Source organism: Microbulbifer sp. CNSA002, assembly GCF_047324085.1.
GTDB lineage: Bacteria > Pseudomonadota > Gammaproteobacteria > Pseudomonadales > Cellvibrionaceae > Microbulbifer.
In genome coordinates, this window is sequence record NZ_CP172449.1 from 2,701,473 (window position 1) to 2,715,469 (window position 13,997).

The following is a 13,997-nucleotide window of genomic DNA, read 5'->3' on the forward strand; positions in this document are numbered from 1 at the left end:
CATCTAAACCCAGGTAGGCGCTTTTCACGACCCTAAGATAGTTTTATATATCGGAATGGATACTCTACTTCCCCTAAACTACACCTATAATCTATCTGCCTCTCATAGTTCAGTAAGGCCTTGGCGATTCTTCAAGCAAGTTCAGTTCTTTGCAACATGCAAATTCACATCTTTAATTTCAAACCCTTCCCATCTATTTTTTTCCATATAGAAAATTACCTATTGAAGTATGGTAATAAAAATAAGCATCTATTGAATCGATAGTCTGGCTGAACCCAATGGTATCATTCATGCCGATATTAATTTTCATATCCAAATACCACCGATTACTTGTATGGTTTTATGCAATTAGGGTCACACTCTTTATGTTTATTATTAGTTAATAATGGAGCAAAGATAGTATAGGCATTGGCAGTGGCAGCCATATTCAGTGCCATAAAACTCTCTGTGGGATGCCCATTGATTCTTTCGATCAGTACTAAACTCAGTTTAGTTGGATGACTCCCAATGAGCTTTGGTAGCCAAGAATTGATGTCGTAGCTAGAATTGAACCGCCCAAAGTCTATCCGACGAAACTCCGCATAGCTTCAGTATCATATAGCACATTAATTTGCATTCTGCTCAGACAAAAGTGAATTCGTGCATCATTTTTCGTAGTGTTAATCACTATTTAAATACCACTAGCATTTGCGTCTAGTTATCGCGCCCCATAGAATTTAAAGAATTTTTGATGGTAGAGCGGATACTCACCTTAATGGGCCTCTCAACAATTCTGCAGGTCAAAGTTGTAGGCTAAAGGCACAGTTAGCAGCGATTGACTTGGGCTGTTCCATACATGAACTGAGGGCTTCAAGCCCCCCGTAGTTAGGTTTTCAGAGTAATTTACCCTCGACCTTACAGTCCTTTGCAGAATCTAAATGCTCCCGCGAACTGGTATACTGATTCTGGATCACCTCGAGTATCGGAAGCACCTTGAAAATTTTCAGAAATCATCTAAATTCTCTTTTGCCTCGCTTCCGAAGGGGCAATACCATATTTCGACTTATAAAGCTGTGTGAAATATGACTGGCTCGAAAAGCCGCTTTCTACAGCAATATCTATAAGTCGCCTACTTGATGTGCGTAATTGTATATCTGCATGGCGAAGTCGCCGTTCATTAATCCACATTTTCGGGGATGATTCTTTAAATACCTGCCCAAACATATCTTTAAAAGAAGTCAGACTCATACCCATATGTTCTGCATATGTAGCAATAGTCCAATTCTTAGTAACATTCGCCTCCATAAAACGTCTGAATTTTTCCTGAGCAGGATTAACCCGATTTAGGAGTTCGCTAGCAAGTATTTGTCCGTGATCACCTTTTAATTTCAGGAGAAGTAACTCTTCCAGTTTCAAGGCATTTAACCGATCGTCTCCCAGCTGCCTAAATAATTGAAATGAATCTAAAGTTAGCTTAGTTAGATCACAACTCGGAAAGACAATTGGTGCTTTTCCTCTTGGAAGCATGGATTTCACAACATTCAACGCTTGCGTTTTTCGAAGTAGTGCATTGTCGTGCCGTTCATAAAATCGCGCTAGCATTGCCTCCCGGATTCCAACGCATATTAACACCGCTTCCTGATCGCCTCCATTATTACTCAACTTATATTCTTCTTCTGAGCCAGCCAACCATACCTGCCCCATCGTCAATTCAAAACTCGATTGATACGATATAATGTTTGCAGAACCCGTTACCATCATGACCAGATTAACAAATGGTGAAAATGTGAAGGAAATAGAGTGGCCAGATGGTAATAACAGAGTCTTCAACTCAAATAAATCACCACAATGTTGGCACTCTACAACTGCTTCATTATATGTCAAGTTATTCTGCCTCCCACAAGAGGAAGTATTGTTGTTTTCCACTGTTTATTACTAAACCACTATCTATTTATGCTCACACTTGCTTCCATTAACTCAGCGATCGCCTATAGCACAAAACACGCTTATAAACTAAGAATGAGCAAGCCTGAAAAGAAACATATATTTAAACTGTAATCGCTGTGTTAACTTCTCATTCAACCACTGATCTATTACTTTCTCCAATAAAGGGATACACATGAGCAGTGGATCTTACTTAGGGTTACAGGAACACTTACCTAATCTATTTGTTACCTAATCTTACATTCAGCTGAGTCTATGATTCGCCCTAAAAATCCCACATAGCGCGCTCTTTTAATTCCTCAAACGCCATGACTGGCAGCAATCCGCATGTTAACACCAGCGCGATCTTGAATTGCATTATTTAAAACTTTCACCGCATCCTGAACCGGGCTAATAATTGCCCTTGTCCACTGCTCTTGCAACAGCTGGATAAGCTTATTGATAAACTCCTGTTTTGCTTCAATACCTTCTAGGCGCGCTTGTAAAGCTTTTATCTCATTATCTAATTCTGCTTCCCGTTGCTCATACCCCTTTTGTTTTATGGCAGCATAAATCTCTTTCGCTCCATTTCCAGCAACAGCAATAGAACCTGAGGTAGCAGCTACTTGTATTCCTCTATCCCGAAATTTTTCAGCCATTGTTTTACCAGCTTCCTCGGCAGTGTCCTGCACAGACTCTTTAGCACTTTTTTCAATGCTCTGCTTGCCCGTTTTTTCTGCTGCTTCCGTGGCTCCTTTTTCAGCGCCCTCTTTTACTCCCTTCTTAACTGCTGATTCAACACCTTTTTCAGCCCCCTCTTTAATACCCTTTTTGGCACCAACCATAGCACTAGCAGCCGGTGCCGCCGCACCGAATGTTACAAGAGCGACACCTGCAACCATTAGGCCTGTAGAAGCGTTTGACAGGCGAGAGATCATCTCTTCGCTACCATTGGCTAGCCTTACCGCCCCCTCAGTAACTTCCACTGCACCCGCTGCAGCTAGGCAAACACCTCCAGCTATCAGCGCAGGATTTAAGCTGACAACGCCAGCTACAACCATACAAGCACCGGCAACCATTTCCGCAGCACCCATGAAAAAATTACATACAGCCCCACATATTTTTAGTATTTTCTTTTGCCTTGCTAGTTCTTCTTCGTTTTTCTTTCGTTCCTGCTCAAGCTCAGCATTTTCTTTGATGTCTCTCAGTTTCTCTTCAAGAACTCTCTTAATTTCCTGTCGTTTAAACTGGAGTTCGAACTGGACGGTGTCCGCCATGTCTCCCATCAGCCCCGCCAATCTTGATAGTGCATCGGTTAATGTTGAATAAAAACTACCTTTGTCCTCGTCTGAATCTGGAATATCCAGTTCGACTTGTTGAGAATTACCAACTACAGCACTCCTAGCAATAGGCGCCAAGGCCCCCATTTCTAGCTTTGATTTTTCACGCTGTGCAATCTCCAAGCTCTGTTGTGACAAATCCTGAACGCTTGTACTCTGACTGCCTTTATTGAGAACTTGTGGATTTATATTATTTAGTATCATTATTTTTTTCCTCTTTGCTATCTTCTATCCCTAACTTCTCCTTAACAGAAGAAAATTTTTTCACAGCTCTTTTATTCAAGGTTTCAAATTCAGGCTTACCCTCACACCTCAACATTGTCATTTCAAAACCACTGCCAGCCTGCATCCAATTCTCCAACGCCAAATGACACTCAGCCGCATGGAATGAAGGTCTTGGGTCGAATGGATTTAAGATTGCGGCCAGGCTATATGCTTCACCAGCTAATTCAAACTGAGATAAAGCCTGCCTAGTGGCTCCTAGCCCTAGTAAATACTTAGACTCCATATGATTACATTGGCATAGAAGCTGGAAAAGAGGTAGTGCTTCTTGATAGTTACAATTTTGATATTTCTGATAAGCTAGGGCATATATTGTTTTAAGCTCTTCACGAGTCATCTCAAGAGCGTCTGCTAGCGTTCCACCTTGCTCCAAAAAGTTATTCCAATCTTTCGTGGATATTTCGTCTAACAAAGATGGGACTTTACTTTGCTGTAACATCTGCTTGCTCTATTTATACTGGATTAGCTACAACAAAGGTTCTCGGCTTTGGAACGATTGATTCCGGATCCTTCTTATATATATGCTCTTCCACTAACTTTCTTGCTATATGCTTCTCGTCTAGGCCTGGCTCACCATAAGTATCCCGTATTCTCTGCGCCCATTGATGGCGGGAACACCCTAACGAACGTGTTAATCCGGCTTCAAGGAGATCACTATAATTTATCGCGTTTTTTACTTCACTTAATATTTGCTGGCAACGATGTAGTCCTGCCTCTGATTCAAACTTTACTTTGCTCTTAGGGCTTTTATTAAAAGACACTTTCTTTCACCTTAGGAATATCATTCTCAGCATGCTTAAATTACAGAAAACCTCTTCAATGAATCTAGTACAGATTTATTGTAGTTGTTCATTGCCTCTATTAGGTTATTGAATCTGGTGTTATCAACAGTCATGTTTGTGCCCAACTGTTCGGTTAAAGTTGACAGAGTTGACACTCGCGAATTGATATTTTCTTTTGCCGCCGAAAATGAGGTGGAATTTAGTACTCGTCTATCAAAGGTTGAGGTCTGCACCCAGCATCGATACTTATATCCACCAGCAAGGCCGTCATCCCTTGTCTCCCAGTAAAGGTTTTTATTGGCAATGTTTGCCTCGGCCAATAAATCCTCACCTCTTATCATATCACTAGAAAAAAATTCTGAGCCTTCTCCTTCAGTCCACCAGGCTGGTAGATTTAAATCTGAATCGGACATTAGCTGCTCATAGTCGTACCATAGTTCATCCATCAATGCTTCACCGGGTCTATCGGTGTGTAAGTTATCGAATAATTCTGGAAAGTTGTCGAGAGCAAAGTCATCAAAATCTGTTCTGCCGTCTGCTACTTTATATACACACATCGACTCCGATGCCATTATTACTTCTGATCGCTCCCAATCACCAGCCCCCGGAACCTGTGTTCCATTCTCCCATGTCCGTTTTTCTTCAACATATATCCTTTGCATGAACTCATAGGTGGCTGTTATCTCATCTTCACCACTTTCAGCAAGTGCCTCCTGAAGCCACCCGTCGACAGATACAATCTGACTTTTTAGTGCAGTGAGCTCTGAGACTTTGTCAGTAAGTGACTCTATCAGTAGTGCATTGAGTTCAAAGCCAACACTTTCCGGCGGAATCTCTACTCCGTTGTGGAACACCTGACCAGAATCATTAACGGTAAATACACCGTATTTAATGTCTTCTCTCATCTTATTGCGCAAAGCTACCGTAGCTTGCTGAACATCATTCGCTATTTCCTCGGGAGTTTTGTCCGATTGGGCATGCAATGCTGCAATTGCATCAACCTCTTCCTGGTAATAGCCATTCGCATCAAAGCGTAACAAGTCCGCTCCAGTTGAGAGCACCTGAACCATTGCTGACGGAGAACTTCTCGTCTCACTCAGAAGCTCTTCTGTTGTAGCAAGTCTGATCTCCCCGTTATCATCTAAGCGCAAGTTAGAGGACCCAAACATCCATGAATCAGAGCCACCTACATTTACAGCTGAATTACTGACAGTTTTTGTCAGTGAATCACTCGATAAAGTACTGCTGGGAATAATCGAGTTTACTGACACCAGACTATCTTCCATCTCATTTTCCTTTCTTATTTATACCCAGGCAATTTTCAGCATGATCAGTAAATTTATGTATCCGCCAAGCTCAACAGCACTGGACTCTATTAGAGAGCCACCTTCCCAACTATCAATTACTATCTGATCTAGCATCAATAGTACGTAGCTATAAACTTATCGCTTTAGATTTCTCATGGTTTTTTTTTGATTTCAGGCATTTTTTTGTAAATCGTTAACCGCATTATCTTGAACTATGGTAATCGACCAGACCACTTAGGTTTCATTACAACTGCGAGCATAGCTTGCAATCCAGGCCCAAAGGTTTGAACCTTGCTGTACGATAGTTATTAGATTGATTGGCTTTTAGCCTACCCGCATCGGCATACAGCGCGCTACTCCACAAACTTTTAAGCTGCCCAGGGGGTAAAACTAAGTTTAAACTTCTATTTCCAGCCCATAAGGTAGAATTATCCATCAAGCAACCTATGGTTATTCACTTCAGCACCACTAGATATAAGCGGTAACCCCAACAGTCGAGACTATTAAATACGACTACCGTTTGAACCACCGTTTGAACTCTTCTAGCTCAAAATTTTGATGAAATTTGATATATATCAAGCGGTTGTAGAGTTGGCACACTCTAAAGGTATCAGCATCAATTAAAGTTACATATGAAACCAAATGTACCTTGAGCTCCATATATGTTTAGATATGGATCAAAAATCTTCTTAAAGTAGATTCAACACTCACCTCTCTTCCCCTACCCTTATCTGAGGCCGGCCACTCTATTCACATAGCCTGTAGACCGATATGTATTAAGTCTTCCACTTAAAATCTGGATATTCCTCTTAGGGATTTATAATTAGCAAGCTTGATCTATAAAACTTAAAGATAAAAGCTCATCGCCGTGCGAGAGGATAGTAGAGTCACATTAAATGTGTGGAAGGAAAGAGTAGACCCCAATCGGGACCGTATATATTTACGAACATAGAGGAATCTATTCCCAGCCTGGCTCAAGCGTGGGCTTTTCTTGTCCTTCGCCACTAAAGTCAAAAGAAGCCACCTGCCCCATTTACTATACCCCCAAAATCATCAATGCCGTTGGAGGCTTCAAATATTCTGTGGGAAACCTATAGGAAGCACAAGATTTTCCTTGAATGCTGTGCTCACTATTTACTGGAATCATATGGTTAGGCATCCGTCTTACCTCTTTGTGGAAGAGATTCTTCACCTAACAGCTACCACAACAAAAAATGACTAATAATCAAAAAAAGAAGCTAAAATCTAAAGCGATTCACTTTTAAACACGCTAACCTTAGATAATAATCTGGGTTATTCAGCTAAAGCTGTATAAATATAATGGGAAGACTTAAGTGGTATCTAGCTATAAATTGCGATTGGTCGACTTGAAAATGTATTTGTGTTTAGTAGGGATCAAGAAGGTATTTCCGCTTAAACCGAAACACATCTAAAAAACTGACATTTGTCAATATTAAACAGCGTACTGAGGTTAATAATTTTTAATATGTCTAAAATTGCAACCACAAAAGATAATAGTGATTTAATCGGAGAAAATCCAGACATTGATAACACGCAAGTCTCTTTAAAACTCTCTCAGGCAAATGTAAGCAACTCTACTCACCTGCAAGAATGTTCTCAGACTACGGTTAACGGCAGCACAAGAGATATATTTGCAGATGCCCCAAAGTCTATCAACAACATAGATCCCACCATGAATTCAGCCCCCCTTAAACAGACTTTTATTGACCTTATGGATTACCTTACCCAAGTCATAGGAGACGATCGCTCTGCAAGTATTGATCAGAAAATAAATATTGTTAACACGGCCATACAAAGAGCGGAGAAAACACTAGCTGAAATATAGATGGATTGATTAAAAGCTTAAGCACTTTCATCCACTATTTTCAATTGAAATTTTGAATTTGTCATGCTGCAGATATTATAATCAGCTCACCTCCATATTCCATCAATGAACTTCCTGGGATTTTAACCGTGTCATTTTTTTCTTTTAAAATACCTAAGTTACCAACAATTAATAAGATCCAAAAAACTGATGTGGGTGAGTCAACCTCAAAAATTTCCAGCAGTTTCCAAAAGACTAAAATGCTAGCCCACATGGCTTATAAGGCTTCAAAATATATTTTGTCGCCACAGCAGGAAAATTACAAACTATCAGACACTTTCGAGGCTCAACTCCCAAATTCAATATGTAAAGGGGAGGCTCTTACCAGACCCAATTGGCCTAACACTCCTGCAAAAGGGCAACCACATTCGGTATTTCAGACGATTGATCAGAATTGCGGATTATCTGACGCGGAGTGGATTGATAATCCTGAATTATCACAGGAAGAATGGATTCAAAATCTCGTGACCTATATCAAAACTGATGGAGCTTGGGCTGGGAAAAGTGGAGATCTATTTCCAGGATTACTTTCTCATTTCCTTAAGGTCCCAATCAATGTAGTCTGCGCAAATATGAATACTACTCAGAAGTTCGGCAACGAGTATAGTAATAATGATTCACAAACAATTAACTTATTGCTTAAGGATGACCACTTCCAATTGATAGAAAATAAAACAACCGATCCCAAGCAGCTTAATCAACTGTTTAAATCAAAATCTCTACAGCTAGTTGATGTCGATGCGGACGGAAACTGTTTATTCTCTGCCGTATGTAAGGCGAGAGAAGAACCTGAAGATCAGGTTTTGAAATTACGTAATGGCCTAGGAGACTGGATTTTACAAAATATGGATCACCAGGGTGTGAGAGATCTCATCACGTTTACAAGAGCGATTTAGATCAGATTTTGGTGTCGATTTCATGAAACCAAGTGTTAACTCATAAAACCACATTCCTACGTGCCTATCAGGACTATGATAATACTTATCAGGGGTTTTAGGAAGGCAAGGGACTTGTCGCAGTGGTTTTACCAACGAAGGATATGCAGCGAGTCAATAAGATGGGTTCTTTTGTAAACTTTATTTCAAGTGAGCCCAATAAGACAGAGCGATTCACGCTCTGCCTTGCGACCTATTGAAAGATCTGTGCTTGACTGTGATGCCACACTTTAGGTTGGGACTGCTTAGATAGCCATATTTATCAGTGAGCTCTAAGAATGCAATAATTTTTGAAAGCCCCTGGAGTCCAATTGACTATGTAAGCTCCACAAAAACCCCTTTCAAATAGATAAAATGGGATTTTACCGAATGTTAAACTCCAATCAGTACATGTAAACCGCGCCGGAAAGTTCAGCTTGGTTATTATCAGGCTCACTATTAATCCCGGTAGAGCTACTGCTTTCATTTGTTGCACCTACGACTAGAGTATATCCATCCGCACTGAGTTTGGTGGAATATCCGAAGTTATCATCTACATCGCTATTATTTGCTTTTAAATAGGCTTTTTGCAACCAGGTCCCATCAACCTGAGTAAACATATAAGCTGCACCAGCATTTTCAACATTGTTATTATTTTGGTCTCCCCCTATTCCCTTTGCGCTGCTGTCCTCTTTAGGTGCCCCCACTACCAGAGTTCGACCATCGGCAGCCAAGCTTACAGACTCACCAAAAGCGTCAGAGGCATCTGAATTACTGGCCTTGAGGTAGGCCTGCTGCGCCCATCTATTATCTGTGCGAGCAAAGACATAAGCAGCACCAGAGTCTTTGGCTTCATCATTGCTTTGATCGCCATCAGTGCCTACTGCATTACTGTCTTCACTGTTGGCACCAACAGCCAAAATATCACCACTAGCGCTTAGGGTAACCGATTGGCCGAAAAAATCCTCTGAATCAGTGTTGCTGGCTTTAATATACGCCTGCTGTGCCCAATTACCATCCGTACGGGAGAAAACATAACAAGCGCCAGCCTGTCCGGCGTCATTATTACTTTGCTCACCATCAATACCGATAGCACTACTGCCCTCTCCAATTGCGCCAACGGCCATCGTAGAACCATCGCCGCTCAGGCTGACGGCAATTCCGAATTCATCATTGGCGCCGGTATTGCTCGCTTTAACATACGCTTCCTGTACCCAGGAGCCATCAACATGGGAAAAAACATAGACCGCTCCTGAGTCCGAAGTATCACTAGTTCCCTGATCCTCATTATTACCATCACCACTAGCATCTACCAGCAAAGTACCACCTTCGCCAGGGAGTGTCAGAATAACAGTGGGATCGGTTTGATCACCATTGATACCAGTAGCACCACCATCTTCATAGGGTGCACCTACCGCTAGAATGCGGCCGTCATCACTGAGACTTAAAGAGCGACCAAACCTATCATAGGAACCTGTATTACTCGCTTTGATATAAGCATCTTGCGTCCAGTTGCCATCTGTACGTGTAAAGGTATAGACAGCACCGGAACTTGTAGCATCTGTATTATCTTGATCGCCATTGATTCCTGTTGTGCTACTGCTCTCAGAGGGTGCACCAACGGCTAAAGTATTGCCGTCTCCACTCAGAGCGACAACACCGAAAAGATTCCCTCCATTGTTATTACTGGCCTTGATATAGGCCTCTTGTACCCATCTATTATCTATCCGTACAAACACATAGACCGCACCGGCCGGGCCGATGCCATCATCGTTGTCCTGGTCGCCATTGATACCGACCGCATCGCTTTGCTCCCTGATAGCGCCTACTGCCAAGGTGTGGCCATCAGCACTGATAGCGACTGATACTCCGAAGATATCGCCAGCGCCGGTATTACTGGCCTTAAAGTAACCAATGCTCTCCACCAAGGTGTCGTTCACAGAGAGGGGGTCTGAATCAGTGCAAAGATCTTGCTCCCCCGCTTTGTTACAAGCTTGCAGAATATATTGCGCATTTGTTCGGGCGTGCAGAGGCACTTGCACTGCAAGGGTCTCACTACCCAGGGGAATATCCTCGACTAAACGTGTGAAACCGGAAACCCCGTCAGGATTTTCCAGCAAATGGTAATGGGTGGCCCCTTCCGCATCGATCCAATCAAAGCGGAATATCTTGGTCGCCTCGAAGCTTAGAGTGAAATCCTGAACTGCTCCAGGGGCAGCGGGCGGCTCTTCTGCAGGTGGGTCTTCTGCGGGTGGGTCTTCTGCAGGTGACTCTGCGACAGCAGTATCCTCGCCACTAGTATCGTCTTTATTAGACCCGCCATCACAGCCAGCAAGGGTGGAGAGAAATACAGCCATAATAATGGCCTTATATGCCTGAATGATCACTTTCATAAACTCTTGTAGATTTCACCATATGCCGGCATTATCTGGTTTCTCCCATCTTCTCTCTTTAGCTTTTGGGCTTTTTTTTGTTGAATTTTCTATCCTGAAATAGATCGTTACTTTGAGAGCCCATTTGCTGAGACTTTTATCTCCCCCCAGCAAAGGCGCAGTCTGCAAGGTCGCCTTTAAGGCTTAAATCAGCAATCAATGAGATTAATAGAGCCATTTATCTACACCAGATTTTTATGGGAACGATAATGAGAGTAATCACGGCAAGCTGCACTAACATCTACAGCAGAGCAACTCCAAAATAATTAAGAGGCTTCTTAGTATTAAGACCGGCTCTTAAAAGATATAGAAGGTTAATTCGGGGCGAGGTAATCTTTCGCAGCTGATACATTTCAGCTATGGATGGAGGGGTTTACTCTAGATAACTTGCCTGTATTTTTCCAAAAGAAACAGCCATAACCATGATTATAATTAGTAACTCTCATCTGCCAGGCTAGCGAGGTGCCTATATTGCAACAAATCCGGATTTCGGCTTGCTAGGGAGCCTCTGAATAACTCCGAAATGCCTCTGCGGGTCTTGAAGGGTGCAGATGTAAGGCGCAGCTTGCCGCGAATGGCCGTAGCCCTTTGCAAGAGCTGCAACGCAGCAGCTGTGGCCTTCAAGGCCCGCCCTTCGGGGCTTGCAGAGCGATTCACACTCCGCGTTGCGACTTCTTGAAAGGTCTAGACATTCCTGCGAAGCCGCGCCTTGATTGTGAACCGCTCTGCATGCCAGAGGTATCACGGAGTTATTCAGAGACTCCCTAGGATTTTATCCCTCCCACCCTATTCTTAAATTTACAAATACCAACAATCGCAACTTTATCAGCTACCTGGCTTCGAAACACTGCACGTCAGCAAAGCTGAAAAGGGCACTTCCTCAAGGCGACAAACCTATTAACGCAACAGTTTGGTTCAACTTACATCACCACGCAGCTTTATCAATTAAACTCCTCTCGTGATAGCAGCACCAACTACTCGCTAATAATGCCTAAAACCTAAAAATAGAAGCCCGAAAATTAAAGAAAATAAATCGGCTATTAGGATAATCAACTTTTCTAATCCACTCCGAATAGCCAACAAAAATGACCATTCAATATTACAAAGTTCTACTAATGCTGCTGCTTCTCTCGATCCTTTCTGGATGTAGCGGAGGTTCCAGTGATAAAGAGACTGTCGACGAAGAACCGGCTGCAACAGAGTCGCCTGCAGAAGATCCACCTGCGGAAGATCCACCTGCGGAAGATCCACCTGCCGCCCCTGGCATAGTGCAGGATTTCACCCTGAGCTTCGAGGCGGCCAAGATTTTCCGCTTTGATTGGACCGACGCGGAAGGGGCTACCCATTACCACCTGCTGGAAAACCCCGATGGGAGTTCAGGCTTTAGCCCGGTCGCTGAGAATATCCCCCAGGGCAACGGAACCCTGGCTTTGGAAGTTCCCCTCTTCGCCCGCACCAATGCACAATATCTACTGAGGGCTTGTAACAGCGACGGAGAGAAAGAACAGTGTAGTGACTCAGACCTACTCTCTGTCAGCGACAGCCTAGTAGCGAGCATTGGCTACTTTAAAGCCAGCAATACCGATCCACGTGACGCTTTTGGATTCTCTATCAGCCTAAGCGCCGATGGCCTTATCCTGGCCGTAGGGGCTGATCGCGAAGACAGTGGCGCTACCGGTACCAATGGCGACCAATCCGATAATAGCGCCAAGGATTCGGGCGCAGTCTATGTGTTTACTCGAGTAAATGGCGCCTGGGAGCAACAGGCTTACCTCAAGTCTAGTAATACTAATGCTGGTGATCAGTTCGGTAGCTCCGTCAGCCTCAGTGACGACGGTCGCACCTTGGCTGTGGGGGCTAATGCCGGAGACTTTGGCATTCTCGGATTTGCTAGCGATCAATCGGAGAATGGCGCCGATTATGCAGGCGCAGTTTATATATTCACCCAAGAGGACGAAGTCTGGACACAGCAGGCTTACCTCAAGGCCAGCAACGCCGATACTTTTGATCGTTTCGGTACCTCCGTAAGTCTCAGTGCCGATGGCGACACCCTGGCTGTAGGCGCTGATTTCGAAGACAGCGGTGCTACCGGTGCTAACGGCGAACAGGATGATAATAGCGCCGAAAACTCTGGTGCCGTCTATGTCTTTTCCCGTGAGGATGAAGCCTGGCTACAGCAGGCCTATATCAAAGCCAGTAATACCGATCTTGGTGACTTCTTCGGCGCCACTGTAAGCCTCAGTGCCGATGGTCAAACCCTAGCTGTGGGGGCAAATCACGAGAGTAGCAGCTCTAGCGACATTAATGGCGATCAATCCGATAATAGCGCCAGCGCAGCAGGTGCGGTCTATGTTTTTAGCCAAAGTGAGGGGGCCTGGGTACAGCAGGCCTACGTTAAAGCGAGCAATACCGATGCTCGTGATTTCTTCGGTACATCTGTAAGCCTCAGTGCCGATGGCCACACCCTGGCTGTGGGGGCTTTTTTCGAAGATAGCAACGCTATCGGTATTGATGGTGATCAGACCGATAATAGCGCCATCGATAGCGGCGCGGTCTATGTGTTTACCCGAGTGAATGACGCCTGGGCACAGCAAGCCTATCTTAAAGCCAGCAATACTGAGGAAACTAATTTAGGCTTTGGTGACTCCTTCGGTGGTTCCATCAGCATTAGCGCCGATGGCAATACCCTGGCTGTAGGAGCTGACCGTGAAGAGAGTATCGCTAGCGGAGTTAATGGCGATCAGCTCAATAATGAAGCCAGATTCGCAGGTGCCGCCTACGTGCTTACCCGTGTGAATGAAGCTTGGGTACAACAGGCCTACCTAAAAGCGAGCAATACCGAAGCTCTTGATTTCTTCGGTAGCTCTGTCATCCTCAGTGCCGATGGCAATACCCTGGCTGTAGTGGCTGACTCTGAGGACAGCAGTGCTATCGGTGTTAATGGCGATCAGAACGACAATAGCGCGGAAAGTTCCGGCGCAATTTATGTTTACTAAATTTTGCACATCGTATCTTAAGAAGAAGCGGGGCTCGGATGCATCAAAGCTCAACTAATATTGGCTTCCAACCTTAGCGTTAAAATGCGAACCAATAGAGCTGCCGAATTGATCGAATGTCGGCCCCTAAGCGCTGAGCTGCTCACCTGAATAGCAG

The 13,997-nt window shown here is 43.8% G+C and carries 9 protein-coding genes; 3 read left to right on the forward strand and 6 right to left on the reverse strand.

Features of this window, described 5'->3' with window-relative positions; all coding sequences use genetic code 11:
* Window positions 1-993: 993 nt before the first annotated feature.
* The 5 genes from ACG1BZ_RS12165 to ACG1BZ_RS12185 form a co-directional block, all read right to left on the reverse strand.
* The gene (locus ACG1BZ_RS12165; RefSeq protein WP_413662027.1) at window positions 994-1,863 is read right to left on the reverse strand and encodes a helix-turn-helix transcriptional regulator; all 870 of its coding nucleotides are present in this window, start codon (window positions 1,861-1,863) and stop codon (window positions 994-996) included.
* A 359-nt stretch (window positions 1,864-2,222) separates the two neighbouring features.
* Entirely contained in the window at window positions 2,223-3,446 is a 1,224-nt protein-coding gene (sctE, locus tag ACG1BZ_RS12170; protein WP_413662028.1) for a type III secretion system translocon subunit SctE, read from the reverse strand.
* Entirely contained in the window at window positions 3,433-3,963 is a 531-nt protein-coding gene (locus tag ACG1BZ_RS12175) for a SycD/LcrH family type III secretion system chaperone (RefSeq protein ID WP_413662029.1), read from the reverse strand. Before ACG1BZ_RS12175 ends, sctE begins: the two co-directional genes overlap by 14 nt.
* Window positions 3,964-3,976: 13 nt before the next feature.
* Window positions 3,977-4,285: a hypothetical protein gene (locus tag ACG1BZ_RS12180; protein ID WP_413662030.1), complete on the reverse strand. Its 309-nt coding sequence runs from the start codon at window positions 4,283-4,285 to the stop codon at window positions 3,977-3,979.
* 35 nt (window positions 4,286-4,320) lie between these two features.
* Window positions 4,321-5,592 (reverse strand): hypothetical protein, encoded by a 1,272-nt coding sequence (locus tag ACG1BZ_RS12185; RefSeq protein ID WP_413662031.1) that lies wholly within the window; start codon window positions 5,590-5,592, stop codon window positions 4,321-4,323.
* Window positions 5,593-7,099: 1,507 nt separating this feature from the next.
* On the opposite strand from ACG1BZ_RS12185, the gene ACG1BZ_RS12190 reads away from it, so the two are divergent.
* A complete protein-coding gene (locus ACG1BZ_RS12190) occupies window positions 7,100-7,459 on the forward strand; it encodes a hypothetical protein (RefSeq protein WP_413662032.1) in 360 nt (119 codons plus the stop codon).
* A gap of 128 nt (window positions 7,460-7,587) precedes the next feature.
* Window positions 7,588-8,394, forward strand: coding sequence for a hypothetical protein (locus ACG1BZ_RS12195; protein WP_413662033.1), 807 nt, complete (start codon window positions 7,588-7,590; stop codon window positions 8,392-8,394).
* A gap of 422 nt (window positions 8,395-8,816) precedes the next feature.
* Here ACG1BZ_RS12195 and ACG1BZ_RS12200 read toward each other — a convergent pair whose 3' ends face one another.
* Window positions 8,817-10,805: a histidine kinase gene (locus tag ACG1BZ_RS12200; RefSeq protein ID WP_413662034.1), complete on the reverse strand. Its 1,989-nt coding sequence runs from the start codon at window positions 10,803-10,805 to the stop codon at window positions 8,817-8,819.
* Between the two features lie 1,124 nt (window positions 10,806-11,929).
* Between ACG1BZ_RS12200 and ACG1BZ_RS12205 the strand changes: the two genes are divergently transcribed.
* Complete coding sequence (locus ACG1BZ_RS12205; protein WP_413662035.1) at window positions 11,930-13,840, forward strand: histidine kinase; 1,911 nt, start codon at window positions 11,930-11,932, stop codon at window positions 13,838-13,840.
* The last annotated feature ends 157 nt before the right edge of the window (window positions 13,841-13,997 follow it).

Bases quoted from the DNA above. Each gene is read 5' to 3' on its own strand.
- sctE (WP_413662028.1), bottom strand. From the start codon at position 3,446: ATGATACTAAATAATATAAATCCACAAGTTCTCAATAAAGGCAGTCAG.
- ACG1BZ_RS12175 (WP_413662029.1), bottom strand. From the start codon at position 3,963: ATGTTACAGCAAAGTAAAGTCCCATCTTTGTTAGACGAAATATCCACG.
- ACG1BZ_RS12185 (WP_413662031.1), bottom strand. From the start codon at position 5,592: ATGGAAGATAGTCTGGTGTCAGTAAACTCGATTATTCCCAGCAGTACT.
- ACG1BZ_RS12190 (WP_413662032.1), top strand. From the start codon at position 7,100: ATGTCTAAAATTGCAACCACAAAAGATAATAGTGATTTAATCGGAGAA.
- ACG1BZ_RS12200 (WP_413662034.1), bottom strand. From the start codon at position 10,805: ATGAAAGTGATCATTCAGGCATATAAGGCCATTATTATGGCTGTATTT.
- ACG1BZ_RS12205 (WP_413662035.1), top strand. From the start codon at position 11,930: ATGACCATTCAATATTACAAAGTTCTACTAATGCTGCTGCTTCTCTCG.